Source organism: Hymenobacter glacieicola, assembly GCF_014640315.1.
Classification (GTDB): domain Bacteria; phylum Bacteroidota; class Bacteroidia; order Cytophagales; family Hymenobacteraceae; genus Hymenobacter; species Hymenobacter glacieicola.
In genome coordinates this window covers 162,522-186,748 of sequence record NZ_BMGS01000008.1, presented here as the reverse complement: position 1 = coordinate 186,748, position 24,227 = coordinate 162,522, and the positions used below count along the sequence as shown (strand labels likewise).

At 59.2% G+C, this 24,227-nt stretch carries 26 protein-coding genes and 1 tRNA gene; 18 read left to right on the top strand and 9 right to left on the bottom strand.

Annotated elements, in window-relative coordinates:
* Nucleotides 1-68: 68 nt before the first annotated feature.
* On the bottom strand, nucleotides 69-308 hold the full coding sequence (gene atpC / locus IEW18_RS15680) for an ATP synthase F1 subunit epsilon (RefSeq protein WP_188558813.1): 240 nt from the start codon (nucleotides 306-308) through the stop codon (nucleotides 69-71).
* A gap of 108 nt (nucleotides 309-416) precedes the next feature.
* The gene (gene atpD, locus IEW18_RS15675; protein ID WP_188558812.1) at nucleotides 417-1,922 is read right to left on the bottom strand and encodes a F0F1 ATP synthase subunit beta; all 1,506 of its coding nucleotides are present in this window, start codon (nucleotides 1,920-1,922) and stop codon (nucleotides 417-419) included.
* A gap of 266 nt (nucleotides 1,923-2,188) precedes the next feature.
* Between atpD and IEW18_RS15670 the strand changes: the two genes are divergently transcribed.
* The 4 genes from IEW18_RS15670 (at nucleotide 2,189) to pth (ending at nucleotide 4,997) form a co-directional block, all read left to right on the top strand.
* Nucleotides 2,189-2,261 (top strand) — tRNA-Gln (locus tag IEW18_RS15670).
* Between the two features lie 93 nt (nucleotides 2,262-2,354).
* A complete protein-coding gene (locus tag IEW18_RS15665; protein ID WP_188558811.1) occupies nucleotides 2,355-3,284 on the top strand; it encodes a ribose-phosphate pyrophosphokinase in 930 nt (309 codons plus the stop codon).
* A 372-nt stretch (nucleotides 3,285-3,656) separates the two neighbouring features.
* Nucleotides 3,657-4,229 (top strand): 50S ribosomal protein L25/general stress protein Ctc, encoded by a 573-nt coding sequence (locus tag IEW18_RS15660; protein ID WP_188558810.1) that lies wholly within the window; start codon nucleotides 3,657-3,659, stop codon nucleotides 4,227-4,229.
* A gap of 198 nt (nucleotides 4,230-4,427) precedes the next feature.
* Nucleotides 4,428-4,997, top strand: a complete 570-nt coding sequence (gene pth, locus IEW18_RS15655; RefSeq protein WP_188558809.1) for an aminoacyl-tRNA hydrolase — start codon at nucleotides 4,428-4,430, stop codon at nucleotides 4,995-4,997.
* Between the two features lie 81 nt (nucleotides 4,998-5,078).
* Here the strand turns inward: pth and metG are convergent, their stop codons facing one another.
* Nucleotides 5,079-7,124 (bottom strand): methionine--tRNA ligase, encoded by a 2,046-nt coding sequence (metG, locus tag IEW18_RS15650; protein WP_188558808.1) that lies wholly within the window; start codon nucleotides 7,122-7,124, stop codon nucleotides 5,079-5,081.
* A 300-nt stretch (nucleotides 7,125-7,424) separates the two neighbouring features.
* Between metG and IEW18_RS15645 the strand changes: the two genes are divergently transcribed.
* Nucleotides 7,425-8,030, top strand: coding sequence for a hypothetical protein (locus tag IEW18_RS15645; RefSeq protein ID WP_188558807.1), 606 nt, complete (start codon nucleotides 7,425-7,427; stop codon nucleotides 8,028-8,030).
* 107 nt (nucleotides 8,031-8,137) lie between these two features.
* Here the strand turns inward: IEW18_RS15645 and IEW18_RS15640 are convergent, their stop codons facing one another.
* From IEW18_RS15640 to msrB, 3 genes are all read right to left on the bottom strand, one after another.
* A complete protein-coding gene (locus IEW18_RS15640) occupies nucleotides 8,138-8,491 on the bottom strand; it encodes a hypothetical protein (protein ID WP_188558806.1) in 354 nt (117 codons plus the stop codon).
* A 75-nt stretch (nucleotides 8,492-8,566) separates the two neighbouring features.
* Nucleotides 8,567-9,361 (bottom strand): DUF3050 domain-containing protein, encoded by a 795-nt coding sequence (locus IEW18_RS15635; RefSeq protein WP_188558805.1) that lies wholly within the window; start codon nucleotides 9,359-9,361, stop codon nucleotides 8,567-8,569.
* A gap of 186 nt (nucleotides 9,362-9,547) precedes the next feature.
* A complete protein-coding gene (gene msrB, locus IEW18_RS15630) occupies nucleotides 9,548-10,120 on the bottom strand; it encodes a peptide-methionine (R)-S-oxide reductase MsrB (protein WP_188558804.1) in 573 nt (190 codons plus the stop codon).
* Nucleotides 10,121-10,372: 252 nt separating this feature from the next.
* On the opposite strand from msrB, the gene typA reads away from it, so the two are divergent.
* Together typA and IEW18_RS15620 are read left to right on the top strand one after the other, a co-directional pair.
* Nucleotides 10,373-12,181, top strand: coding sequence for a translational GTPase TypA (typA, locus tag IEW18_RS15625; RefSeq protein WP_188558803.1), 1,809 nt, complete (start codon nucleotides 10,373-10,375; stop codon nucleotides 12,179-12,181).
* A gap of 255 nt (nucleotides 12,182-12,436) precedes the next feature.
* Nucleotides 12,437-12,592, top strand: a complete 156-nt coding sequence (locus IEW18_RS15620) for a hypothetical protein (RefSeq protein WP_188558802.1) — start codon at nucleotides 12,437-12,439, stop codon at nucleotides 12,590-12,592.
* Between the two features lie 212 nt (nucleotides 12,593-12,804).
* Here the strand turns inward: IEW18_RS15620 and IEW18_RS15615 are convergent, their stop codons facing one another.
* On the bottom strand, nucleotides 12,805-13,137 hold the full coding sequence (locus tag IEW18_RS15615; protein WP_188558801.1) for a DMT family transporter: 333 nt from the start codon (nucleotides 13,135-13,137) through the stop codon (nucleotides 12,805-12,807).
* Nucleotides 13,138-13,139: 2 nt separating this feature from the next.
* The gene (locus IEW18_RS15610) at nucleotides 13,140-13,421 is read right to left on the bottom strand and encodes an acylphosphatase (RefSeq protein ID WP_188558800.1); all 282 of its coding nucleotides are present in this window, start codon (nucleotides 13,419-13,421) and stop codon (nucleotides 13,140-13,142) included.
* Nucleotides 13,422-13,730: 309 nt separating this feature from the next.
* On the opposite strand from IEW18_RS15610, the gene nagA reads away from it, so the two are divergent.
* On the top strand, nucleotides 13,731-14,861 hold the full coding sequence (gene nagA / locus IEW18_RS15605) for an N-acetylglucosamine-6-phosphate deacetylase (protein ID WP_188558799.1): 1,131 nt from the start codon (nucleotides 13,731-13,733) through the stop codon (nucleotides 14,859-14,861).
* Between the two features lie 254 nt (nucleotides 14,862-15,115).
* A complete protein-coding gene (locus IEW18_RS15600) occupies nucleotides 15,116-15,682 on the top strand; it encodes a hypothetical protein (RefSeq protein ID WP_188558798.1) in 567 nt (188 codons plus the stop codon).
* Here IEW18_RS15600 and IEW18_RS15595 read toward each other — a convergent pair.
* Nucleotides 15,648-16,454: a TrmH family RNA methyltransferase gene (locus IEW18_RS15595; protein WP_188558797.1), complete on the bottom strand. Its 807-nt coding sequence runs from the start codon at nucleotides 16,452-16,454 to the stop codon at nucleotides 15,648-15,650. The two genes, IEW18_RS15600 and IEW18_RS15595, sit on opposite strands and share 35 nt — an antisense overlap.
* 161 nt (nucleotides 16,455-16,615) lie before the next feature.
* Here IEW18_RS15595 and IEW18_RS15590 point away from each other — a divergent pair, with 161 nt between their 5' ends.
* The 9 genes from IEW18_RS15590 to IEW18_RS15550 all read left to right on the top strand — a co-directional run bounded on the left by IEW18_RS15590 (nucleotide 16,616) and on the right by IEW18_RS15550 (nucleotide 24,226).
* The gene (locus IEW18_RS15590) at nucleotides 16,616-18,109 is read left to right on the top strand and encodes a sensor histidine kinase (RefSeq protein ID WP_188558796.1); all 1,494 of its coding nucleotides are present in this window, start codon (nucleotides 16,616-16,618) and stop codon (nucleotides 18,107-18,109) included.
* A 253-nt stretch (nucleotides 18,110-18,362) separates the two neighbouring features.
* Nucleotides 18,363-18,773: a response regulator gene (locus IEW18_RS15585; protein WP_188558795.1), complete on the top strand. Its 411-nt coding sequence runs from the start codon at nucleotides 18,363-18,365 to the stop codon at nucleotides 18,771-18,773.
* A gap of 28 nt (nucleotides 18,774-18,801) precedes the next feature.
* A complete protein-coding gene (locus IEW18_RS15580) occupies nucleotides 18,802-19,203 on the top strand; it encodes a hypothetical protein (RefSeq protein ID WP_188558794.1) in 402 nt (133 codons plus the stop codon).
* Nucleotides 19,204-19,465: 262 nt separating this feature from the next.
* Nucleotides 19,466-20,419: a hypothetical protein gene (locus IEW18_RS15575; RefSeq protein WP_188558907.1), complete on the top strand. Its 954-nt coding sequence runs from the start codon at nucleotides 19,466-19,468 to the stop codon at nucleotides 20,417-20,419.
* 102 nt (nucleotides 20,420-20,521) lie between these two features.
* The gene (locus IEW18_RS15570; RefSeq protein ID WP_188558793.1) at nucleotides 20,522-21,262 is read left to right on the top strand and encodes an endonuclease III domain-containing protein; all 741 of its coding nucleotides are present in this window, start codon (nucleotides 20,522-20,524) and stop codon (nucleotides 21,260-21,262) included.
* Nucleotides 21,263-21,344: 82 nt separating this feature from the next.
* Nucleotides 21,345-21,545 (top strand): hypothetical protein, encoded by a 201-nt coding sequence (locus tag IEW18_RS15565; protein ID WP_188558792.1) that lies wholly within the window; start codon nucleotides 21,345-21,347, stop codon nucleotides 21,543-21,545.
* Nucleotides 21,546-21,548: 3 nt separating this feature from the next.
* Entirely contained in the window at nucleotides 21,549-21,827 is a 279-nt protein-coding gene (locus tag IEW18_RS15560; RefSeq protein ID WP_188558791.1) for a DUF167 domain-containing protein, read from the top strand.
* Between the two features lie 102 nt (nucleotides 21,828-21,929).
* On the top strand, nucleotides 21,930-22,730 hold the full coding sequence (locus IEW18_RS15555) for a ZIP family metal transporter (RefSeq protein WP_188558790.1): 801 nt from the start codon (nucleotides 21,930-21,932) through the stop codon (nucleotides 22,728-22,730).
* 92 nt (nucleotides 22,731-22,822) lie between these two features.
* Nucleotides 22,823-24,226, top strand: coding sequence for an ATP-binding protein (locus IEW18_RS15550; RefSeq protein WP_188558789.1), 1,404 nt, complete (start codon nucleotides 22,823-22,825; stop codon nucleotides 24,224-24,226).
* Nucleotide 24,227 lies beyond the last annotated feature (1 nt).

Here is a 24,227-nt window from a genome sequence, read left to right as displayed (position 1 = left end):
TGGAAATAGCGAAAAAGAAAAAGCCTCTCCCGCAAAGGAAAGGCTTTTTCTAGAGGAGTTTGCCAGCGTTACGCCGAAGCGCCTTCGGCCAGCACGATTACGTTATTGCGCAGCACTTCTACTACCCCACCTTCAATGCGGAAAGTAGTAGCGCCGCCATTCAGCACGATGTCGCCGGGCTGCAGGGCCGAGATAAGCGGGGCATGGTTGTTGAGAACCTCAAACAGGCCATCGGCACCGGGAAACCGGGCCGACGTAACCTCGCCTTCAAACACTTTCCGGTCCGGCGTGATAATTTCCAAATGCATCTTTTCTAATGTGAGAAAGGTGGAAATGTGATGAATGTGCTGATGAGAGGGTGGTGCCGAAGCATCTCCACATTTCTCACATCAGCACATTCCCCACATTAGAAGAAATTACTTGGCTTCGGCCATCAGCTTCTCGCCCTTGGCTACTGCATCCTCAATGGTGCCTACCAAGTTGAAAGCCGCCTCGGGCAGGTGGTCGTACTTGCCGTCGATGATTTCGTTGAAGCCTTTGATGGTGTCTTTGATGTCAACCAGTACGCCTTTCAGGCCGGTGAACTGCTCGGCTACGTGGAAGGGCTGCGACAGGAAGCGCTGCACGCGGCGGGCACGGGTTACCGTCAGCTTGTCTTCTTCGGAGAGTTCGTCCATCCCCAGAATGGCGATGATGTCCTGCAGTTCCTTGTAGCGCTGCAGAATCTCTTTCACGCGTTGAGCGGTACCGTAGTGCTCCTGGCCCAGTACTTCTACCGACAGAATGCGCGAGGTGGAGTCCAGCGGGTCCACGGCGGGGTAGATGCCCAGCTCGGCAATCTTACGGCTCAGTACGGTGGTAGCGTCCAAGTGGGCGAACGTGGTAGCCGGCGCCGGGTCAGTCAAGTCATCGGCCGGCACATATACAGCCTGCACCGAGGTGATAGAACCGCGCTTGGTCGAGGTAATCCGCTCCTGCATGGCGCCCATTTCAGTAGCCAGCGTGGGCTGGTAGCCTACGGCCGAAGGCATCCGGCCCAGCAGAGCCGATACTTCCGAACCCGCCTGGGTAAAGCGGAAAATGTTGTCGATAAAGAACAGAATGTCCCGACCAGCACCGGTGCCGTCGCCGTCGCGGAAGCTTTCCGCTACCGTCAGGCCCGAGAGGGCTACGCGGGCCCGAGCTCCGGGGGGCTCGTTCATCTGGCCGAACACGAGGGTAGCCTTCGAGTCTTTCAGGGCTTCGGCATCCACTTTCGTGAGGTCCCAGCCACCTTCTTCCATCGAGTGCTTGAAGCCTTCGCCGTACTTAATTACGTCTGACTCCAGGAATTCGCGCAGCAGGTCATTGCCTTCGCGGGTACGCTCACCCACGCCAGCAAACACCGACAGACCGCCGTAGGCCTTGGCAATATTGTTTACCAGCTCCATGATGAGTACGGTTTTGCCTACGCCGGCACCCCCGAACAAACCAATTTTGCCGCCCTTTACATAGGGCTCGAGCAGGTCAATTACTTTGATACCCGTGAAGAGCACTTCCGAAGAAGTAGCCAGGTCTTCGAAGGCCGGGGCATTGCGGTGGATGGACAGGCCACCGTCGCTCTGGGGCTGGGCAATGCCGTCGATGGCATGACCAATCACGTTAAACAGACGGCCGCGCACACCTTCGCCGGTGGGCATGGTGATGGGCGAGCCGAGGTCACGAACTACTGCGCCGCGGGTCAGGCCCTCGGTTGAGTCCATGGCGATGGTGCGCACACGGTCTTCGCCCAGGTGTTGCTGACACTCCAGGATAACTACCTGGCCATTGTCTTTCGTCACTTCGAGGGCGTCGAGGATGTTGGGAAGCTTGGAGCTTTCACCCGCGAAGCTTACGTCCACGACGGGACCGATAACCTGGGTGATTTTGCCGGTATTCGCCATTGCGTTTTGTATATAGGGATGGGTGCAACGTTTCAGGACGCAAAAGTACAGCTTAATCCCGGCATTGCCAAGGCTGGCTTACGCCCTGGTTTGCCAACTTTTTTTTCCGGCTCTGAACAGCTGAAAATCAGCCTAAAAACCCCACTCCTACCCTAATCTCGCGCTCAACAGCAGAAAAATTTTCTAGCAAAAATTTGCCTTGAATAAAAGCTGCTGTACATTTGCACAACCAAACGGCACACCCACACCGGTTACCGCTTGGAAATTGTCCGATGGTGTAACTGGCAACACGCTTGATTTTGATTCAAGAAAGTCCAGGTTCGAGCCCTGGTCGGACAACCGACAACCACAACGCGAAAGGCGCTGATTCTTCCAATGCAGGAAGAGTCAGCGCCTTTCGCTTTTCTATTTCCTCCCTCTTCCCTTTCCGTCATGTCACAGCAGGTAAAGATTTTTGCGGGTAATGCTTCCCGAGAGTTGGGTGAACAGATTGCGGCCGCCTACGGCACTCCCCTCGGCGACCTGAGCATTCAGCGTTTCGCCGATACGGAGCTGGGACCTAGCTTCAACGAAAGCATCCGGGGCTGCGCCGTGTTTCTAATCCAGAGCACCAATCCGCCCGCCGAAAACCTGATGGAACTAGCCCTGATGGTGGACGCGGCCAAGCGGGCCTCGGCCTACAAAGTCAATATTGTGATGCCCTACATGGGCTACGCCCGCCAGGACCGCAAGGACAAGCCACGCGTGAGCATTGGCGCCAAAGTGGTAGCTAACATGATTCAGAGCGTGGGCGCTGACCGTATGATGACCTGCGACCTACACGCCGGCCAGATTCAGGGCTTCTTCGATATTCCGGTGGATCATCTGGATGGGGCCACGGTCACGGCACCTTACATCCAGTCTCTAAACCTGGACAACCTGATTTTCGCTTCCCCCGACGTGGGCGGGGTAGTACGCACGCGGGCGTTTGCCAAGAAGTTCGGGGCGGAAATTGTGGTCTGCGACAAGATGCGTCTGCGGGCCAACGAAATTGCCTCCATGCAGGTTATCGGCGACGTGGCCGGCATGAACGTGGTGCTTGTGGATGACATCGTAGATACGGCGGGCACCATCTGCAAGGCGGCGGAGCTGCTCATGGAGCGCGGGGCCAAGTCGGTACGGGCCGTTATTACCCACGGCGTACTCAGCGGCCCAGCCCACGAGCGAATTCGCAATTCAGTGCTGGAAGAGTTGGTCATTACCGACACGATGCCTCTGAAGGAAGAGAACCCCAAAATCAAGGTAATTTCCGTGGCCGGCCTGTTTGCCCAGGCCATCCGCAACGTGGTAACGCACGAGTCCATCAGCTCGCTATTTGTGTAAAAGCCAGAGCCTGTTTCGTTATTCCTGATTATATGATATTACTATATGGTGTGTCGCCTCTTATCATCTTTTACCCCTTCATCCTGGGTATTCTAGCAGTAGCAGGGTTCCTAGCCTTACGTTGGCTGAGCGCAGTCACTTCCCTTCGGGAACTGGGTCGACGGCTACTTATTCTTGCCGTGATTTGTGGCGCCTTCTATTGGTCAATAATTGGCTTGGTGATATGGTATAATTGGTAAGTCAATTACAGTTGCTGGTCCGCGCCTTTACTTTTATTGGTGCAAGGCAGGTAGAAAATCTATGATAACATCATATCTTTGCGGCCCGTTTACCTGCTGTGGGTAAGCGTTTTTTCTTCAAAAGAACACGTTTATGAAAAGCCTCGAGATTGTAGGGTTTAAAAGAGCGAATCTCGGTAAGAAGGATGCCAAGGCCCTGCGCCTGGAGTCCTACGTACCGTGCGTACTGTACGGCGCTGGTGACCAAGTGCATTTTTCGGCCCCGGCCATCCTGTTCCGCGAGTTGCTGTATACCCCTGAGGTGCACATCGTGGAGCTGAATATCGAAGGCGACATCCGTCGCGCTATCGTGCAGGACTCGCAGTTTCACCCCGTGAACGAAATGCTGCTGCACGTTGACTTCCTGGAGCTGCAGGAAGGCAAAGAAGTGAAGATGGACGTTCCCGTGAAGTACGTGGGCGTATCGCCGGGCGTACTGGCCGGTGGTAAGCTAGTGAGCAAGCTGCGCAAGATTCGCGTGAAAGCTTCGCCGGAAAACCTGCCCGACTACGTGGAGGTTGACATTTCGGACCTGGGCCTGGGCAAATCCATCAAGGTAAACAAGGTAGAGCCCAAGGGCTACTCTATCCTGACCAACCCGCTGGCTCCCATTGCTACCGTAACCATCCCGCGTGCGCTGAAAGGCACCCTGCAGGCTGACAAATAAGTCACGGATTCAGAGGGATTTCTCGGCTTACACGGATTTCGTGCTGAGTAATACCGCCTACCGAAAAAGCCGTCCTGCTTGCAGGGCGGCTTTTTTTATGAGTAGTTCTCTACCCTACTGGTAGGGCCTTGAGTAACCTTAGCCGCCTATCTTTCGGCTGCATCCTGTGTTAATCCGACCTTTAATCCGCGACAAACTGTGAGCAAGTTTCTTGTGCTGTGCCTGGGCAACATCGGGCCTGAATACGCCGACACCCGCCACAACGTGGGGTTTATGGTAGGCGACTACCTGGCCCGCAAGCACGAGGCCGCGCCGTGGACGCTGGGCCGGCACGCTTTTACTACCGAAATCAAGCACAAGGGCCACACCTTCGTGCTGGTGAAGCCCACTACCTACATGAATCTGAGCGGCAAGGCGGCCGCCCATTGGCTTAGTGCCCTCAAGCTTTCCAAGGAGCAGATGGTGGTCGTGACGGATGATCTGGCCCTCCCCTTTGGCAAGCTTCGGCTGAAAGGCAAAGGCTCTGCCGGCGGACAGAACGGCCTGAAGCACATCCAGGAAACCCTGGGCACCGACGAGTACGCCCGCCTGCGCTTCGGCATCGACTCCAGCTTCAGCAAAGGCCGGCAGGTAGATTACGTGCTCAGCCCGTTCTCTGCCGACGAGCAAATTGACTTGGAAGGTCGGCTGGAAAAAGCCGCCGAAGCCGTGCTCCTGTTCGGTACGGTAGGCCTGGAGCGCGCCATGAATGTGGTGAATGTAAAGTAGATTTTAGCCCAAGGTAAAACCGCCGGTCATCCTGAGCTAGGCTCAGGATGACCGGCGGTTTTACCTTGGGCTATTGCTAGCTTACGCTACTCCCGAACCGGGGCGTACGTGGCTGCTGGGCTGCATCAGGCTCAGGGAGCCATCGGCGTTTTCGGCCATCAAGAGCATGCCCTGGCTTTGGATGCCCTTGATTTCGCGAGGCGCCAGGTTGAGCAGCACCTGTACCTGCTGGCCTACCAGCGCTTCGGGCAGGAAGTGCTCGGCAATGCCCGACACAATGGTGCGCGGCTCCTCGAATCCGAGGTCCACGCTGAGCTTGAGCAGCTTCTTGGTTTTAGCAACTTTCTCGGCGGCCACAATGGTACCAATGCGCAGGTCCATGGTCTGGAACTGCTCAAAGCTCACGTCGTCCTTAGCGGGGGCTGATACGGCTGCGGCCAGCTCGTTGGCTTTCTTGGTGTCGAGCAGCTTTTGCACCTGGGCTTCCACGGTGGCGTCTTCAATTTTGGTGAACAGCAAAGTGGCTTCGGCCAGTTGATGCCCGGCCGCTAAGTTATCGGGGCGGCCAGCTTGCTGCCAGGTGCCCTTCTCGAGGTTGAGCATGGTACCGAGGCGTCCGGCGGCCGTGGGCAGGAAGGGCTCCAGCAGCGTTACCAAGCTGGCGGCCAGCTGCAGGGCCACGTGCAGCACCGTGCCCGTGCGCGCCTCGTCCGACTTGATGAGCTTCCAGGGTTCCATGTCGGCCAGGTACTTGTTGCCCAGGCGCGTGAGGTTCATCAGCTCGTTCAGCGCGTCGCGGAAGCGGTAGTTGTCGATTAGCTCCCCGATGCGCTGCGGGAATTCCTGGAGCTGGCGCAACACGTCCTCGTCTTCGGTGGTAAAGCCCACGGCGGCGGGCACTTTGCCCTCGAAAAACTTATGAGTGAGCACCACGGCCCGGTTCACGAAGTTGCCCAGGTTGGCTACCAGCTCGTTGTTGTTGCGAGCCTGGAAGTCTTTCCAGGTGAAGTCGTTGTCCTTGTTTTCGGGGGCGTTGGCGCAGAGCACGTAGCGCAGCACGTCGGCCTGGCCGGGGAAATCCTGCAGGTACTCGTGCAGCCACACGGCCCAGTTGCGGCTCGTGCTGATTTTGTCGCCCTCCAGGTTCAGGAATTCGTTGGCGGGCACGTTGGTCGGCAGGATGTAGTCGCCGTGCGCCTTGAGCATCGCCGGGAAGATGATGCAGTGGAATACAATGTTGTCCTTACCGATGAAGTGCACCAGCTGCGTGCCTTGGTCTTTCCAGTAGGTTTCCCAGGTGTCGGGTAGCAGGTCTTTGGTGGCCGAGATGTAGCCAATGGGCGCGTCAAACCACACGTAGAGCACTTTGCCCTCGGCGCCTTCCACCGGTACGGGCACGCCCCAGTCCAGGTCGCGGGTAACGGCGCGGGGCTGCAGGCCCTGGTCAATCCAGGATTTACACTGACCGTACACGTTGGTTTTCCAGTCCTGCTTGTGGCCTTCCACAATCCACTCGCGCAGCCAAGGCTCGTACTGGTCCAGGGGCAGGTACCAGTGCTTGGTTTCGCGCAACACGGGCTGGTTGCCCGAAAGCATGGAGCGGGGGTTAATCAGCTCCGTAGGACTGAGCGAGGTGCCGCACTTCTCGCACTGGTCGCCGTAGGCGTTGTCGTTGCCGCAGTTCGGGCAGGTGCCTACGATGTAGCGGTCGGCCAGAAACTGGTCGGCCTTCTCATCATAGTATTGCTGCGAGGTCTGTTCAATGAATTTACCTTCCTCGTAGAGCTTCTTGAAAAAGCCGCTGGCTACCTCGGCGTGGGTTTGGGAAGAGGTGCGGGAGTAGATATCGAAGGAAATACCAAAGTCCTGAAACGAGTCGCGGATGATGGCGTGGTACTTATCCACCACCTGCTGGGGCGTCACGCCTTCCTTCTGAGCCCGAATGGTAATGGGCACGCCGTGCTCATCGGAACCGCAAATAAACTTGACGTCGCGCTGTTGGGCGCGCAGGTAGCGGGCGTAGATATCGGCCGGAATGTACACGCCAGCCAAGTGGCCGATGTGTACCGGGCCGTTGGCGTAGGGTAGCGCGGCCGTAACGGTGTAGCGTTGGGGAGCAGAGGGCATATCGAGCAAAAAAACTGTTTTTCAGGAAGGGCCCGGTACAGCCTACCGGGCAAGAGGAGTGCAAAGGAACAAGTAAAATGAGGAAAGATGCTGTGGCAGCGTCATTCCTTGGGCATAGAACTATAAGAGCTCGACACAGGCAAGCCGGTTATGAAGCCTTAAAATCTGGGCGCAACCACCGAAATAACAGCGGAGTCTTCTTTTCAGTAAACAAGTTAGGCTATAAATCCTTCTATATTTAAGCTACCTACTGTGGCGTTTCACCGTATTTGAGCTAGTACTCTCCCTATTTTTGCAGCCATGAAAAACTCCGATCAGGAACAGCCCGCCAAAAAGGCTAAAAAGGAAAAAGTGCCCACTGAGAAAGCCCAGCGCAAAGAGGCCAAAGCCGCCAAGTCGACGGCCACTTCGGTTATTACTGATGCGCGCCCCAGCAAGAAGGCAACTCAGAAAAAAGCCCTCAAAATTGCTGCTAAGCAACTCCAAAAACAGCTTGACAGCCGCATTGATGAGGTAGTAAAGCGTATCCGCAAGGAAACGAAAGCCAAGCTCAAAGAGGTAGTTCAGGATGCTACTCGGCGGCTGGATGTCGACATGGAGCAGCTGTTTGAGCAAGCCTTGCATACCATCGTACGTCATCATGAGGGTGGCACACTCGCCGCTTCCGACAGCGTTTCTACTTTCTCGGAAACCCTCTCGCCAGCTGCCCCTGCCACCCCAGCAACGCCCGGAGCCCGCACGGCTGCGCCGCGTCCGCGGCCCAGTGTAGCGGCCGCGCGCCCTACTACCAAAGTAGCGGCCGCACGACCAGCTTCTAACCGTCCGCGCCCAGCCGTGAAGAAGGACGCACCCAACGCTACTTCCGCCCCCGGCTCCGACGTGAATTCCAACGGAACCAGCCTCTAGAACTGAGCCGCTGATAGAGCTTCCCTGCCAAATAGACAATGCCCTGCAGCTTCAGTTGAGTTGCAGGGCATTGTCTGTTTGGCGGTTTTACTAAACCTATTGCCGGCTCACTGCCGGGGCAGGCGCAGGGTGTCGGCCGGGGCACCGTTGAGGCGGCGCAGCCGGGTTTCCGGCGGGGTTGTGTTGTTATCGTTGGTATTAAGGCTTTCGGGGCGCTTGCGCGAATTAATGCCGCTGGCTTGCTCCCGGATGGCTACGCGGCCAGGGGTAGCATCGGGTACGGAGCCCCCGTAACCGGCGTTGCTGTTGTAAGCGGCCTGGCGGTCAGCGTCGGTTACAATCCGGGTAGGCGGCCGCTGCACGGCACTTTCCTCGCCGGTGGTTTCCTGGGAGGCAGTGCAAGCCATCAACAAGGTCAGCAGGGGTAGCAGCACATAGCGGGTCGAAGCAGGCAGGTTCATAAGGAAAAGCAAAGAAGCTAGCCTAACCTAGGCTGGCTTCTTTGCTAACGAACTAACGGCCGGGAAGTTGACCTATTACTGCCGGACTGCGGACAGCTCAGCCTGAATACCGTCCCAGAGGGCCACTCGGGCCTGCATGCAGCGCGCGGCTACCGCTGCACTGTCCGCCCAGCGGTGGGCATCATCGCCACACAGCTCCCGAACCATTTGCTGGGCCAGCGGGGTGTGCACTTCCTCGTCCAGTTGAATGTGGCGGTCGAGGTAGTACGTGAAGGTATCGAGCTGGCCGGGGAAGCGCTGGCGTAAATCATGCACCAAATGGCGGAACATATCCGGAATGACGTCCTCGCGGCCAAAGGTAAAGGCCGCAGCTACGGCGTGGGGCTGGCCGGAATCAATGATGCGAAACGTTTCCAGCACAAACTTCCGGACGGAAGCCGGCGCCTGGGCCTGCTCCAGGGCCGCGGCCACGGTAGCGCCCTGGGCCAGGGCTGCCAGCAGCCGCTCAATCGGGGCCGTATCGGCGCCACACTCGCGCATGGAGCGCAGGTACAGCTCAAAGTGGCTGGCAGGGTTGCCCTCCGGGTCCACGTCGGTTTCTTCTTCCAGTACAATGTCGTTGATAAGGCGACGGGTAGCAGGGTTGCCACGCGGCACCCACGGCACCTGCACGCAGGTAAGCTCCCGCTGCAGGGCCTTTAGCAACGACATAAAATCCCACACGGCAAACACGTGGTGCTGCATGAACACGCGCAAGTCGGGTAGGGAATGCAGTGACTGGTAAACGCCATGCGCAACCAACTGCTCGCGAGCCGGAGCCAGGGTCTGCTGCAGATCAGCAATTGGGTCAGGATGAACTTGGGTTATCATAAAGCAAGTGGTAAGAAGTACGGTGGAGCTTGCACTCCGAAGCACGAACAAACGAAACGGCCCGCTGGCTTGGATTGCCAGCGGGCCGTTTGCAAAAATACTAGAGGCAGCAGTCTAGTTGTCGGTAGTCAGCTTCCGGTTGTTAAAATGCAACAATCGACCACTACTACCCACAACCCAGCTTCTCTACTTCGTCTTTTCGAACACCATACCGTCGGAGTCCATGCAGTAGCGCAGGCCGGTAGGCTTGGGCCCGTCATCGAAAACGTGACCCAGGTGCCCGCCACACTTGGCGCATACCAGCTCGTCGCGGCTCATGCCCAAGCTATTATCGGCGGTTACTTTCAGGCTGTTTTCGGTGGCCGGGGCCCAGAAGCTCGGCCAGCCCGTGCCCGACTCAAACTTGGTTTCGGATGAGAACAGCAGGTTGTGGTCGGCGGCGCAGTAGTAGTTGCCTTTCTCGTGGTTGTTGGCATACTTGTTTACAAACGGCCGTTCCGTGCCCTGCTGGCGCAGAATAAAGTATTGGGCTGGCGTGAGCTGGGCTTTCCACTGCGCATCCGTTTTCCGAATCGGAAACTCGTCGGGTTTGCCGGTTACGAGCCGGGGCTTGGGGTAGGACTTTCCAGCGACAGAAGCCGTAGCAACGGGCCGGGACGAGTCGGCCAGATCCATTTTCGCGTCGCGGCTTTTTTTCTGGGAACAGGCCGAGTTCAGCGTCAGGATGGATAACAGCACGATTAGAAAGGAGGAGCGCATTCGTGAAACGGGATGAGGAGTACATAGGCCACCTACCCCCCTGGGCAGGCTGACCACACAACATACGCAGCTACCCTACAGTTCGGTCTTACGGCTTGGTTGAGCTCAGGAAGTGGGCCGGCGCGGAACCTCAGCAGCCCAAGGAGTTGTCTATCTTCTCACCACCTGTTTCTTCCCCTCTCAGTAACAATTAATTACTGTCAGTTTTTTGCGCTAAACATTCCGTACCTTTGCGCCCGGAAAAACCTTTGTATGCAGAACATTCGGAATATCGCCATCATCGCGCACGTTGACCACGGCAAAACTACGCTCGTGGACAAGATCATTCACGCCTCGAAGCTTTTCGACGAGCACCAGCAGTTCGACGACCTGATCCTCGACAACAATGATCTGGAGCGTGAGCGGGGCATTACTATCGTTTCCAAGAACGTATCCGTACGTTACAAGGACGTAAAAATCAACATCATCGACACGCCTGGTCACGCCGACTTCGGTGGCGAGGTGGAGCGGGTACTGAAGATGGCCGACGGCGTATTGCTGCTCGTTGACGCCTTCGAAGGGGCCATGCCCCAAACCCGCTTCGTACTGGGCAAAGCCATTGACCTGGGCCTGAAGCCCATCGTGGTAGTAAACAAGGTCGATAAGGAAAACTGCCGCCCCGATGAGGTGCACGAGCAGGTGTTCGACCTCATGTTCAACCTCGGTGCTTCGGAAGACCAGCTGGACTTCGTGACCCTGTACGGCTCCTCGAAGCAGGGCTGGATGAGCACCGACTGGAAAGTGAAAACCGACAGCATCATCCCGCTGCTCGACGCCGTGGTAGCCTCTATTCCGGCGGCGCCCCAGCTGGAGGGCACCCCGCAGATGCAGGTTACCTCGCTTGACTACTCCTCGTTCGTGGGCCGTATCGCCATCGGCCGCGTGCACCGCGGTACGCTGAAGGAAGGCGCGAACATGAGCCTGATCAAGCGCGACGGCACCATCAAGAAAGTGAAGATCAAGGAGCTGCAGGTGTTCGAAGGCCTGGGCAAAAACAAGGTTTCGGAGGTTAGCTCGGGCGAAATCTGCGCCGTAACCGGCATCGAAGGCTTCGACATCGGCGACACCCTCGCCGACGCCGAAAACCCCGAAGCGCTGGCGACCATCAGCATCGACGAGCCGACGATGAACATGCTGTTCACCATCAACAACTCGCCTTTCTTCGGTAAGGAAGGCAAGTTCGTGACCTCGCGCCACCTGCGGGACCGTCTGTTCAAGGAAACCGAGAAAAACCTGGCTCTGCGCGTAAAGGAAACCGACCGTGAAGACACCTTCCTGGTGTACGGCCGCGGCATTCTGCACTTGTCGGTCCTCATCGAGACCATGCGTCGCGAAGGCTTCGAGCTGCAGGTAGGCCAGCCCCAGGTGCTGTTCCGCGAGGATGAGAACGGCAACCGTCTGGAGCCTATCGAGCACTTAGTAGTGGACGTACCGGAGGAAACTGCCGGCAAGGTTATCGAGCTGGTGACCATGCGCAAGGGCGAGCTGACCATCATGGAGCCCAAGGGCGACCTGCAGCACCTGGAGTTCAACATCCCGGCCCGCGGCCTGATTGGCCTGCGCAACAACGTACTGACGGCTACCGCTGGTGAGGCCATCATGAACCACCGCTTCTCGGCTTACGAGCCCTACAAAGGCGTAATTCCGGGCCGTATTTCTGGTTCGCTGATTTCGATGGATACTGGTGCCGGCACCGCGTACACCATCGACAAGATGCAGGACCGTGGCGAGTTCTTCGTTGATCCGGGCGAGGAAGTGTACGCTGGCCAGGTTATCGGCGAACATACCCGCCCCAACGACCTGACCATCAACATCCAGAAAGGCAAGAAGCTCACGAACATGCGCGCTTCCGGCTCGGATGAAAACGTGAAGATTGTGCCCAAGCGTCAGTTCTCGCTGGAGGAAGCCATGGAATACATCCAGAAGGATGAATACCTGGAAGTAACCCCGAAATCGGTGCGCATGCGCAAGATTCTGCTCGACGAAAACGAGCGTCTGCGTTCGGCCAAGAAAGTAGACTAAACCCGTTGATGCTGGCGGATGGCTTGCCGCATAAAACGGCAGCTATTTGTTGAATCACGTACGTAAAAAGGCGCGGCCCCAGGGTCGCGCCTTTTTGCTTTTGGGCCTCATCGAATGCTAAGCCGGTTCGTATCTCCGCTAGCTGACTATCTATCTACCTCCTATGGATTCCGAAAACCGCAACAAGCGCGACTTACCCGAAGTAGTAGCCGACATCCTGATTACGCTGGACAAGATGGAAACCGACAAAACAGCATGGAGCAGGAACTCCAAGGCCTGCGCCAGGAAGCAGGCGGCTTGCGCCAGGAGATGAACCACGGCTTCACGCGCATGGAAAGCGCTGGTAATAACATGACGACGGCCGTGCTGGATGCCATGAACCGGCAGACCGACCGTTACGATAAAGTATAGACCACGCAGGGCAATCAGGAGGCGGAGGTGCGGGAGGTGCGGCAGCGGCTGGAAAACCTGGAAAAGGTGGTATCCAACAAATAGCTAGAGGAATACTTACCGGATTCAATGAGCAAGGCGCGGCGCAAGCGGCGCCTTTGTGCTGTTAGCCAGTACCGAGTAATAAGTAATGCTGAACTGCTAGGCGCCCGATGTGGTAGGGAGCAATAGAGCTAGTGCGCCGAGGTTTTGGAGAAAAGGTTGATTATGATAACGCCGGCCAAGATCAGCGCAAGTCCAAGCAGGGCGGGCGCATCCGGAATCTGCTTGTAGAATACGGCTCCGGCCAGGGTAATCAAGAGGATGCCAATACCCGACCACACGGCGTAGGCAACGCCTACTGGAATGCTTTTCAGCGTCAGGCTCAGAAAATAGAAAGCGGCTCCATAGCCTACCACCACTACCACGCTCGGCCCCAGCTTTGTGAACTGAGCCGAGGCTTTCAGCGCCGTGGTAGCCGCCGTTTCGGCCAGGATGGCCAGCAACAGAAACCCCCAGTATTTCATAGCTATAAGCGTTGAATGGCAAACTCCGGATAACCTTGCACGGGTCCGGAACTGACTGTTACCTGCTCTACTCGGGCGGCGGGCGGCCCCTGCCGGCACCATGCTTCCAGCGCGTCGAGGGCGGCAACGGATCCTTCGGCCTCAATGGTTACCGTCCCGTCTTCGTTGTTACGGGCGTAGCCCACAAGGCCCAGGCGGCGGGCTTCGGTGCGGGTGCTTTGGCGGTAAAAAACGCCCTGCACCACGCCGGAAATGCGAAAAATACGGTGTTCGACAGTTGACATGGCACAACGGGGTTTAAGTATTTTGGTCGCAAACCCGGGGGCGGGCAGGCAGCCCGAACCAGGCTTATGCATACGCCCGGTTGGGGTAGTCGTTGCGCGCGGCCGTTTGCTCTACCTACTACCACCGGGTTGGCCGTACGAGCTAGCCCTCAATCTGGGGTGGGCAAACCGTTCGGTGGCTGAACCCGATGAGTATAGCCCAAGACGTTTGGGCGGCAATGAACGGACGAATACGAACCGACGCAACCACCCTGGGCGGGCCGGCTACCGTAACTTAGCGTCCCCTTAGGCCTTATTTTCCCCTTCCTTGTGCGTTACCTGCTCCGCAACTGCACCCTCCATACCGGTCTTACGTTGTTGCACCATCATGCGCTACTAGTGGCCGACGGCCGAATTGAAGCCGTTGTTCCCGAGGTTGTTGCCCCCAGTGATGTGCCGATGGTTGATGGGCTGGGGCTGAACGTGGCGCCGGGGCTGCTGGATTTGCAGGTGTATGGGGCCGCCGGCCAGCTATTTTCAGTGGAGCCCAGCCTGGAAGCTCTCCAAACCCTAACGGAGCACGCCTTTGAGCAGGGCACTACGGGCGTGCTGGCCACCATGCCCACGAACTCCCTGGATATGATGCGGGCCGCTCTGAAAGTAGGTCGGGAGTTTCAGCGGCAGCGGCCGGGCCTGCTGGGCATTCACCTGGAAGGCCCGTACATCAACCCCGTCAAGAAAGGGGCCCACCAGCAGGAGTTTATTCACGCACCCTCCGTAGCGGAGATTGACGCCCTGCTTGAGGTAGCCGGCGGGGTGTTGAAAATGATGACTCTTGCCCCGGAGGTGGCCACGCCTGCCGTAGTAGCGCGGCTGCGCGAGGCCGGAGTAGTGTTATCAGCGGGGCACTCCAACGCTACCTACTCGCAGGCGGCAGAAGGTTTTCGCGGGGGCTTCGCGGCCGCAACCCATCTGTTTAATGCCATGTCGGCGCTGCAGGGGCGCGAGCCGGGCCTGGTGGGCGCGGTGTACGATGACCCGGCGGCCCAGGCCAGCATTATTGCCGATGGCGTGCACTGCAGTTTTGCCGCCGTGCGCATCAGTAAAAAGATGCTGGCGGAACGGCTGTTCCTAATTACGGATGCCGTAACGGAAAGTCAGCAGGGAGCCTACCGGTTCCGGCGACAAGACAACCATTTCGTGGACGAGCAGGGTACGCTGGCGGGCTCGGCCCTGACCCTGCCCCAGGCCGTGCGCAACTGCGTAGAGCACGTAGGCCTGCCTCTGGCCGAAGCCCTGCGCATGGCCTCCCTCTACCCCGCCCGGGTGCTGGGCCTCGATGACCAACTAGGGTATCTGGAAACCGGTTACACGGCTGATTTTTGGCTGTTTGACGAGCAATTGGCCCCAGTGGCTACGGCTCGGGCTGGGGAGTTAGTCTGGCACTCGAAAAGCCACTAACCGCCGGCTTGCTTGCGCGGAAACTCAGCTGGCTACTATTGCTCTAGTTTCTTTTATTTCTCGCCCCTACCCCGTTTCTGTGGCTTATAAGTTGGCGTATTCCACATGCCGTTGCTTGGCCAATAGGTAGCCTTCTGAACGGCATGCCATTTTGCACAGCAACAAGCAGCCTGGTACTTTTGAAGGAAGAGTCTGGTTCGGCAATCCGTGCGGAAGCTGGCTGAACACTCTTATTACTTTATTCCAAATTGCTAGTGCTAAAACGTGTACTCGCTATTGTTACCCTGAGCTTGCTGACCAGCCTAACGGCCGCTCGCGCCCAGGACGCCGCCACTATGGCCGCCGCCATGACGGACAAACCCGGTCAGTATGAGTATCGGCTTTCGGAGTTAGGTTTCGAGGAAACCTTCGGCTTCAACGACACAGCCCGAGCAGTTATCCGGCTTTACTACGCTAAGTGGAAAACCGGCCGCCAGATTATGCAGTTTGCCGGCGCGCCAGTGCCCATCGTTAGTGCGCTGGGCAAGCACTACAACCCCGATCCGCGCACGGGCGGCGTGGCCCCCAACTACAGCTCTTACTACTACGACCCCTGGGTAGCCCCTGTAGCCTACAGCCTGCTGGGCGTATCGGCTTTCGGGCTAGTGAAGGCCACCATCTGGAACCGTAAGCAACTCTACCACACCATTCGTCAGTACCGGACCAGCCGGCAGCTACCCACACAGGTGACGCCCGCTATGCTTGCCCCCTACCTGCGGGCCGTTGCGGAAGAGGACAACCGCCGCCTTACGCCTCCCGTTGCCGTACCGCCTCAAAAGTAAGAATGGCCGTGGCCGTGCTCACGTTCAGTGAATCAATGGCGCCGCGCATGGGAATGATAATGGTCTGGTCGCAGGCCTGCATCAGGTCGGGGGTCAGCCCATCGGCCTCCGTACCCATGACCAGCGCGGTGGGGCCCCGGAAGTTGCAGGTGGTGTAGGCCACGGCCCGCTCAGTGAGGGCGGCGGCATACGTCCGGATGCCGTGGTGGCGGCACCAGCGCAGCAGCTCGTCGCGGGTGGTGGCAATGGTGGGCACCGTGAAGGAACACCCGATGCTGCTGCGAATAGCGTTGGGGTTGAACAGGTCCGTGCGCGGGTCGCAGACGATAACGGCGGTAGCATGGGCCGCGTCGGCGGTGCGCAGAATGGCGCCCAGGTTGCCCGGTTTTTCCACCGCCTCCAGCACTAGCAGCAGGGGCGCGGTGGGCAGGGGTAGCTCCTCCAGGGTCAGGCGCGGGGGCACGGCCAGGGCCAGCACGCCGTCGGAACCTTCGCGGTAGGCAACCTTTTCAAACACAGTCTTCGACACCTCAAACCACTCTGTGGCCCCGCCCCCGAACAGCGCCCGCAGCTCTTGCTGCCGCCCGGCGCCGGCTAGTTCCGGGCACACAAACAGCGCGGGCACTGCTACCCCCGCTCCGTGGGCAATGGTCAGCTCCCGCAGGCCTTCAATAATGGTCAGCCCCTGGGCGCGCCGCTCAGAAGACTTTTGCTGAAGCTTAAGCAGGTTTTTGATGCGCGGATTCTGGGGGCTGGTAATGTGGTCGGGCATGGGTGCAGGGTAAGGGCGAGCGGAAAACGGGCCCGCTGGTAAGCCAGTCTTTCGCCGCGAAGATACGCACCGAACCCGCCCACCCCGCCGCAAGCTAGTGCCCCGTACCGGCAGAGCCCGTACCTTGCAAGCCCCTACCCCTTCCGCCGATAGTAGTCTTTATGAGGCTTAAGCTAAACACCAAAATTGTTCTGGGCTTTATCATTGCCGTGGGCGTGCTGCTGCTCACCTCTGCTGCCTCCTGGTACTGTATTCAGCAGCTGGCTTACTACACCCAGCGCGTAGAGCATACGTACCAGGTGCTACAGGGCACGGCCAACATGCGCTCCAACATCCGCGACGCGCAAAGCCACATCCGCAGCTACCTGCTGCTGACCGATACGGCCGCCCTAACCAGCTTCCGCAAGACCCTGCCCGAAGCCCACAACAACTTCGAGCTGCTGCGGCGGCTTACCGTAGACAATCTGAACCAGCAAAGCCGGCTCGATACGCTGGAGCTGGCTATAGAGGATGAAATTGCCTACCTCCGAAACTGGACCAAGCGCACGCCCAGCAGTGAAGCGGTGCGAGAGCTGGTGCGCGGCGACCGGAACCGGCAGCTGCAAGTGCGGGCCCTGCTGGAGCGGGTGCGCCAGGAGGAAGAAGCGCTGCTGCTGGAGCGGCGGCGGCGCCAGGATTTCTTTGAAACTACTACTCCCGCTGCCATTGTGGTATCGGCGGTGCTGGCGGCCATTATTGTGCTGTGGCTGTTCACCAAAATTACCCGGGAAGTACGCGCCAACGAGGAGTTGCAGCGCGAGCTGGCCTACAACAACGAGCAGGTAGCCCACCGCATCCGCATCATTGAATCCTTGGCCAACAAGGTAGTACAAGGCGACTACACGGTTAAAATCTCAGACCAGGAGCAGGACAGTTTGGGCAACCTGGCCACGGCGCTTAACCACATGACCCAAACCCTGGATACCAGCTTCACGGCCCTGGAAAACCGCAACCGGGAGCTGGATCAGTTTGCCTACGTGGCTTCCCACGACTTAAAAGCCCCTCTGCGTGGGGTAGTCACCGTGGTAAAATGGATTGAGGATGAACTCAGCCAGGAGCTTAGCCCCCAGATGCGCCAGTACCTGGAAATGATAAAAGGCCGGCTCAGCCGCCTCGAAGACCTGATTAATGGCCTGCTGGCCTACGCCCGCGCCGGCCGCACCGAGCAGAAGCTGGAAGAGGTGTCAGTAAGCCAGCTGGTGCAGGAAATCACGGAGCTGGTTATTCCGCCCACGTTCCGGGTGGAAACCCCTACCCTCCTGCCCACCTTTGTTACCGACCGTCTGAGCTTGCAGCAGGTGTTCACGAACCTGATGGGCAACGCCGCCAAGTACCACAACCGCCCCGACGGTTTGCTGCGCATCAGCTGCCGCGACCTGGGCGAGTGCTATGAGTTTCGGGTGCAGGATGATGGGCCCGGCATTGCGCCCCAATTCCACCAGAAGGTATTCCTGATGTTCCAGACCCTGCGCGACCGAAATTCGGCGGAGAGCACCGGTATTGGACTAAGCATCGTAAAGCGCATTGTCGAAGAGAAGACAGGCACCATTCACATTGACTCTGAGGAAGGCAAAGGGGCCGCCTTCATCTTCACCTGGCCCAAGCAGGCAAGGTAGCAAGGTAGCAACATGCTGAGTTTAGGAAGCGTGGCATGGCTAGTGAGCGAGACAACCCGTCCTCTTCTCGGTGACCAGCCCGCTAACCTGACAGGACCTTACTGCCAGCACGGAGTTACTTGAATGTCACTTATAGCGGGAGCCGCACGTTGGCTTGGGCGGAGAGCTTCGCCTCTCGCCACGACAAAACTCACCAACTTACCAGCGCACTGCTTCACCATCTGCTCCACTCCACCACTTCACTACCCTGCCAATGCGTTCTGTACTTCTGGTTGAAGATGATTTTTTTGATACAATGACGGCCCAGAAAGCCTTCGAGAAATTCAGCGTCCCGCACAAGCTCTACACGGCTTTCAATGGGTTGGAGGCGCTGGATCTGCTGCTGGGCACCAATGGGGTAGAACCGATTCGGCCGCTACCCGAGGTGATTCTGCTGGATTTGAACATGCCCAAGATGAACGGCCACGAATTTCTGGCGGAAATTCAGCATCATGCTGAGCTACGGGCTATTCCCGTGTTCATCACCACCACCTCGGGCATGGATGTGGACCGGCTGAATGCCCAGCATTTGGGCGTGAGCGGCTATATTCTCAAACCCCTGGACTTTGAAACCAGCCCGGATATGGTGGACAGCATGAACCTGCTGGAGAAGCTTTTGCGTTAATATTCTACTACCCCTGCTTAGTGCATGCATGGAACTAGCCTTTGAAAACTCCTACTGCCACATCTATTTTGACCCGGCCGGCCCCATGCTGGTTCAGATCTGGGAGGGTTTCGTGGCGGGGGAGCCCCTGCGGGAAGCTCACGAGGCCACGCTCCGGCTGCTTCAGCAGTACCGGGTTGAGAAAGTACTGGCCGATACCCGGCTTATGCGCGTAATTCCGCCCGCCGACCAGCGCTGGATTGCCGATAGTTTTCTGCCGCGGGCCCGGGCGCTGGGCTACCGGCTGGTGGCCGTTGTGCTTTCCGCCGACATGTTCAACCAGATATCCGTGCAGAACATTCTGGCCCCGCTGGCCGAAGAAAATACCCTAACGGCCGAGTATTTCGGCAATCCGGAAATGGCCCGGGCCTGGCTGCTCAAGGCGCACTAGTCCCTGGGCGGCCAGCGCCGTGCAACCAAAACAAGGCGGCCGGAATCTACCGTAGCAGCGGGCGGCTGTCCCGTTTGGGCGGCGGCCCGAAGCCGGGCTATACGGGCAAAACGGATTATTTCGTTTGCTTAGCAGGCCGGGCACCTTCAGGGCGTTTTACCTGTTGGAGAATCCGGGCGTTACCCGGCGCGGAGGTCAGCTTTTTATGGCCTGCTCACGCTTCGGAGCTACTATTCCCGACCACTCCGCTTTACTAGCCTATATGCTGTTTCGTTCTCTCTCCCTGTTTCTACTTTGCGCGGTAGCTGCTACCAGTCTGGCCCAACAAACGCCGCGGGAGCTGAATACCCTGCCCGGAGCCCCCGCTCCTACGTCGGCACCCACCCGCACCGCTACCCCCGCCCCGGCCGCGGTAGCGCCCGCCACTGTTGCCGATACCACCCGGCGCGCCCCCAGCGCCCTGGCCGCCCCGCCTGCCGTTCCCGACTCTGCTCGGCGGCGGCCGGTACAAGCCCAGCTGCCGCCAGCCAACACCACCCGCTACGCCGTGGGCCTAAAAAGCGGCCAGGTGGTCCGCGGCTACGATGTAGAGCTCAAACAACCCCTGCTGGGCCGCACCTTTGTGCTGGTAGATGGGCAGCAGCGCTTTGAACTGAACGACGTTCGGTATTACGAAGACGAAACCGGCTTTTACGTGCGCACTACCCTGCCCGGCCGCTCCAAGCGCGAAAGCACCCTGCGCCGCGACCGGGTGGGCCGCATCAGCCTTTACTCCATCACCAATCAGCAGTACGTGAACAGCCCTTATGGCTACAGCCCCTACGGCATGGGCCGCTATGGCATGGGCTATCCGTACGGCGGCTACGGTGGGTTTGGTGGCTACCGTACGGTGCGCCAGGAATATTTCAGCAAGGACAATGGCCCTATTGAGGACCTGAGCATCCGCAATCTGCAGCTGGCCACGACCGATAATCCGGGGGCGCAGCAGCTCCTGGCCAACGCCCGCCGCTACCAGACCTACACCACGCTGAGCTACGTGGGCGCCGGGGGCCTGCTGCTGGCCGGGGTGCTGTCCAGCTTCAGTGGCAACAGCAGCTTTTCCGTCTCGCCGCTGATGTACGCCGCCATTCCCCTGGCCATCGTGCCGTTGGTGATTGGGGGCAAGCAGCAGAACAACATCAAGCAAGCCATTTTGCTCTACAACCGCGGGCAGTAGCCCGGGGCGTAGCTTCCGCCCTGAAAAGCCCCGACCGGACTGGTTGGGGCTTTTTCGTGGCCCTACTTAACCTCGGCAGCGGCAAGTTGCGTAGGCGTAGGCGTGACTTCTTCCCTCCTACCTCCTGCTCCCGACTCCAACCTCGCTGCCCGCCGGGAACTGGCCTTATGGGCGCACGAGCGGCTTTGCGCTGAATACGGGGCCCCGTTTCCGTTTTTCAGCTCCAAAGACCCGCTCAGCGAGCTGATCAGCTCCATGCTTTCCCACCGCACCCGCAACCAGGATTCGCACCGGGCCTACCAGCAGCTGCGGGCCCGCTTCCCGACCTGGGACCAAGTGCGCGAGGCGCCTACCGCCGAAGTGGAAGCGGCCATCAGCCCCTGCACCTGGCCCGAGCAGAAAGCCCCGCGCCTCCAGCAGGTGCTGCAGGAAGTAAGCCAGCGCTGCGGCGGCCCCTGCGACCTGGCGTTTCTGGCCGACATGCCGATTCCCGAGGCCCGGGCCTGGTTGGAGCAATTGCCCGGGGTAGGCCGCAAAACCAGCGCCGCCGTGCTCTTATTCAGTACCCTGCGCCGCCCGGCCATGCCCGTCGACAGCCACCACCACCGCGTAGCCCAACGCCTGGGCTTGATCGGGCCGAAGGTGGGCGAAGCGGCGGCCCATGCCTTGCTGGAAGACCTGCTACCGCCCGGCTGGGACGCCCAGCAGGTGTACGACCACCACGAGGCCCTGATGTTTCACGGCCAGAAATGCTGCTACTTCCACACGCCGGCCTGCGGGCGGTGCGTAGTGCTGGCGCGGTGCCCCTTCGGACAAGCCCGCGTGGGCAAAGGTGCGGGGTAACTGCGCCTGCCGGGGCAAAGGTGGAGCGTTGTGTAAGCACTTTTTGCCATCTTGCCAGCCAACCTTTACTTACTGCTTTGCCATGAAAACGACGTATGGTTTGCCCGCTTTGCTATCAGTCTTTGTACCCGGCTTAGGACAGCTCGTGAAAGGCCAGATTCTGAAGGCCATCCTGATTTGGGCCCTGGGTGGCGTGGTGGGCTTTTTGCTGGCCTGGACGTTGGTAGTGCCCTTCCTCATCTGGGCCTGGAACGTGTACGACGCCTACAACGACCCCGCCTAAACTGTGCCTGTTCTGCATCTGAAAGCCAAGCCCAATGGCCGCCGCAATCAGCTGGAAATAGCACCCGACGGCAGCGTAACGGTCCGGCTGAACGCGCCCGCCCAGGACGGCAGGGCCAACGCCTGCCTGCTCAGCTACCTGGCCGAAGTGTTTGGGGTAGCTAAATCCAGCCTGACGCTGGTAAGTGGGCACACGGGTCCCCATAAAAAAGTAGCGGTGGCTGGCCTTACTGCTCAGGAGTTCCAGGCCGTATTGGAGCGGTTCCGGGCCACTGGGGAGTAGCACTGAAAGCAGGCAAGCACATCCTTAAACGGCGGTTTGCGTTGAGCAGCCTAGCCCCGGAGTTCAACCAGGGTCAGGCTGTTTTTCTTTCTTTTCCTTCTCATGATAGATTTTCCTACCTGGGCCGTGGCCGGTTTCTGGGGGCTGGTGTCGGGCTCGGCCTTGCTGCTGGGCGCCGCCGTAGGCTACTTCAGCCACGTTCCGCAACGGCTGATTGCCGCCGTTATGGCCTTTGGCAGCGGCGTCCTGATTTCTACTCTTTCCTTCGAGCTAATGGAGGAGGCTTACGAAAAAGGCGGCTTCGATTCCACGGCCATTGGGTTTGTGGGCGGGGCGGCCGTGTACACGCTGGCCAACTGGCTGCTGGCCCGCCACGGGGCCAAGCACCGCAAACGCTCCGGTAAGCACCAAAGTCAGGAGCGCACCGCCGTGCAACAGGGCCAGAAAGAAGCCAGCACCGCCGGCGACGACAACGGCATGGCCCTGGCCATTGGGGCCCTGCTGGATGGCATCCCGGAAAGCATTGTTATTGGGCTGAGTATGCTGGCGGGCGGCGGCGTGAGTGTGGCGGCGGTGGTGGCCATTTTCATGAGCAACCTGCCCGAGGGCCTGAGCAGCGCCGCCGGCATGCGCAAGGCCGGCCGCACGCCCACTTACGTGCTGAGCCTCTGGGCGGGCATTGCCCTGATATCGGGGCTGGCGTCCTTGGCTGGCTACTCCTTGTTTAGCGGCTTTTCGGCGGAGGTAGTGGCCGCCACCACGGCCATAGCGGCGGGGGCGGTGCTGGCCATGATTGCCGACACCATGATTCCGGAGGCGTTTGAGGTGGCCCACAATTTCACGGGTCTCATTACCGTAGTTGGCTTTTTGGTATCGTTTGTTCTCAGCAAAATAGGCGGGTAGCGGCGGGCTCTTCGGGTAAGAATCACGGCCTGACTACCTGCGGCGCGAGTTAAATCTGCGTAGCTTGCAGCTACCGACTTATCTGCTTGCTTATGCCCGCTACGCCCAACTCGTCTGCTATTGAACCGCTACTGGAAGCCTTATCCTTTTCGCCCGATAACCTTGCCCTGCGCAAGCACGTGGCTGGCCTGCTCACCCAGGCCGGACGCTTTGCCGAAGCCGAAGAACTGTACCGCACTGGTCTGCGCCAAGCCCCCGACGATGCTGAGCTGCAGCTGGGCCTGGCCGAAACGTACGCCGAGCTGGGCAAATCGTCGGCCGCCTTTGTGGTGGTAGAGGAGCTGCTGGGCACCCACCCCGAGCACGCCCGCGCCCACCTGCTCCACGCCCGCCTGCTGCTGGCCGCCGACCAGCTGCCTGCCGCCCGCGAAGCCTATTCCACGGCCCTTACCTACAATCCTACTCTGGAAGACGCTGAGCTAGCCCGCCGCCTTCGCGGCGGCCAAACGGCTCAGCCGGCCCACGGCGGCTCGCCCACTCCTTTTCCAAGCGGTCCGGGCAGCCCTACCCCCGACGATGACGACGACTTCAGCGGCATTGAGCACACCCTGTTCAGCGGCCTGGAGCGGCCCAAAATTACCTTTGCCGACGTGGGCGGCATGGAAAGCATTAAGGAGGAAATCCGGCTGAAAATCATTCATCCGCTGCAATTCCCCGATCTGTACAAAGCTTACGGCAAGGCGGCCGGGGGCGGTATGCTGCTCTACGGCCCGCCCGGCTGCGGCAAAACCTACCTGGCGCGAGCTACGGCCGGCGAGGTGCAGGCCAGCTTTATTCACGTCGGCATCAACGACATTCTGGATATGTGGCTGGGCAACAGTGAGCGGAATTTGCACCAGCTGTTCGAGCAAGCCCGCCTGCAGGCCCCGTGCGTGCTGTTCTTCGACGAAGTGGACGCCTTGGCCGCCAACCGCCACGACCTGCGCCAGAGCGCGGGCCGCACCGTCATCAACCAGTTTCTCTCGGAGCTGGACGGGGCTACCCGCTCCAACGAGGGCGTGCTGATTCTGGCCGCCACTAATGCCCCCTGGCACCTCGATTCCGCCTTCCGCCGTCCCGGCCGCTTCGACCGGATTCTGCTGGTGACGCCCCCCGATGAGGCGGCCCGGGAAGCCGTGCTGAACGTACTACTCCAGGGCAAACCGGTAGCCTCTTCCGTGAATTTGCGCAAGCTGGCCGCGCAAACCGCAGGCTTCTCCGGGGCCGACTTGCAGGCCGTGGTGGACGTTGCCATTGAAGCCTGCCTGCGCGAATCGATGAAGGCTGGCAAGCCCCTGCCCCTGGAGCAACGCACCCTGGCCGAGGCGACCGGCAAGGTGAAGCCCAGCACCCGCGAATGGTTTGCCACGGCCAAAAACTATGCGCTGTACTCCAACGAGGGCGGCATCTACGACGATATTCTGGTGTACTTGGGCATCAAAAAGCCCTCGGCGTAGC

What these genes read in the sequence shown, in the direction of transcription:
- atpC (WP_188558813.1), bottom strand. Translation starts at nt 308, where the DNA reads ATGCATTTGGAAATTATCACGCCGGACCGGAAAGTGTTTGAAGGCGAG.
- atpD (WP_188558812.1), bottom strand. Translation starts at nt 1,922, where the DNA reads ATGGCGAATACCGGCAAAATCACCCAGGTTATCGGTCCCGTCGTGGAC.
- IEW18_RS15665 (WP_188558811.1), top strand. Translation starts at nt 2,355, where the DNA reads ATGTCACAGCAGGTAAAGATTTTTGCGGGTAATGCTTCCCGAGAGTTG.
- IEW18_RS15660 (WP_188558810.1), top strand. Translation starts at nt 3,657, where the DNA reads ATGAAAAGCCTCGAGATTGTAGGGTTTAAAAGAGCGAATCTCGGTAAG.
- metG (WP_188558808.1), bottom strand. Translation starts at nt 7,124, where the DNA reads ATGCCCTCTGCTCCCCAACGCTACACCGTTACGGCCGCGCTACCCTAC.
- IEW18_RS15645 (WP_188558807.1), top strand. Translation starts at nt 7,425, where the DNA reads ATGAAAAACTCCGATCAGGAACAGCCCGCCAAAAAGGCTAAAAAGGAA.
- IEW18_RS15640 (WP_188558806.1), bottom strand. Translation starts at nt 8,491, where the DNA reads ATGAACCTGCCTGCTTCGACCCGCTATGTGCTGCTACCCCTGCTGACC.
- IEW18_RS15635 (WP_188558805.1), bottom strand. Translation starts at nt 9,361, where the DNA reads ATGATAACCCAAGTTCATCCTGACCCAATTGCTGATCTGCAGCAGACC.
- msrB (WP_188558804.1), bottom strand. Translation starts at nt 10,120, where the DNA reads ATGCGCTCCTCCTTTCTAATCGTGCTGTTATCCATCCTGACGCTGAAC.
- typA (WP_188558803.1), top strand. Translation starts at nt 10,373, where the DNA reads ATGCAGAACATTCGGAATATCGCCATCATCGCGCACGTTGACCACGGC.
- IEW18_RS15620 (WP_188558802.1), top strand. Translation starts at nt 12,437, where the DNA reads ATGGAGCAGGAACTCCAAGGCCTGCGCCAGGAAGCAGGCGGCTTGCGC.
- IEW18_RS15615 (WP_188558801.1), bottom strand. Translation starts at nt 13,137, where the DNA reads ATGAAATACTGGGGGTTTCTGTTGCTGGCCATCCTGGCCGAAACGGCG.
- IEW18_RS15610 (WP_188558800.1), bottom strand. Translation starts at nt 13,421, where the DNA reads ATGTCAACTGTCGAACACCGTATTTTTCGCATTTCCGGCGTGGTGCAG.
- IEW18_RS15595 (WP_188558797.1), bottom strand. Translation starts at nt 16,454, where the DNA reads ATGCCCGACCACATTACCAGCCCCCAGAATCCGCGCATCAAAAACCTG.
- IEW18_RS15590 (WP_188558796.1), top strand. Translation starts at nt 16,616, where the DNA reads ATGAGGCTTAAGCTAAACACCAAAATTGTTCTGGGCTTTATCATTGCC.
- IEW18_RS15585 (WP_188558795.1), top strand. Translation starts at nt 18,363, where the DNA reads ATGCGTTCTGTACTTCTGGTTGAAGATGATTTTTTTGATACAATGACG.
- IEW18_RS15580 (WP_188558794.1), top strand. Translation starts at nt 18,802, where the DNA reads ATGGAACTAGCCTTTGAAAACTCCTACTGCCACATCTATTTTGACCCG.
- IEW18_RS15575 (WP_188558907.1), top strand. Translation starts at nt 19,466, where the DNA reads ATGCTGTTTCGTTCTCTCTCCCTGTTTCTACTTTGCGCGGTAGCTGCT.
- IEW18_RS15565 (WP_188558792.1), top strand. Translation starts at nt 21,345, where the DNA reads ATGAAAACGACGTATGGTTTGCCCGCTTTGCTATCAGTCTTTGTACCC.
- IEW18_RS15555 (WP_188558790.1), top strand. Translation starts at nt 21,930, where the DNA reads ATGATAGATTTTCCTACCTGGGCCGTGGCCGGTTTCTGGGGGCTGGTG.
- IEW18_RS15550 (WP_188558789.1), top strand. Translation starts at nt 22,823, where the DNA reads ATGCCCGCTACGCCCAACTCGTCTGCTATTGAACCGCTACTGGAAGCC.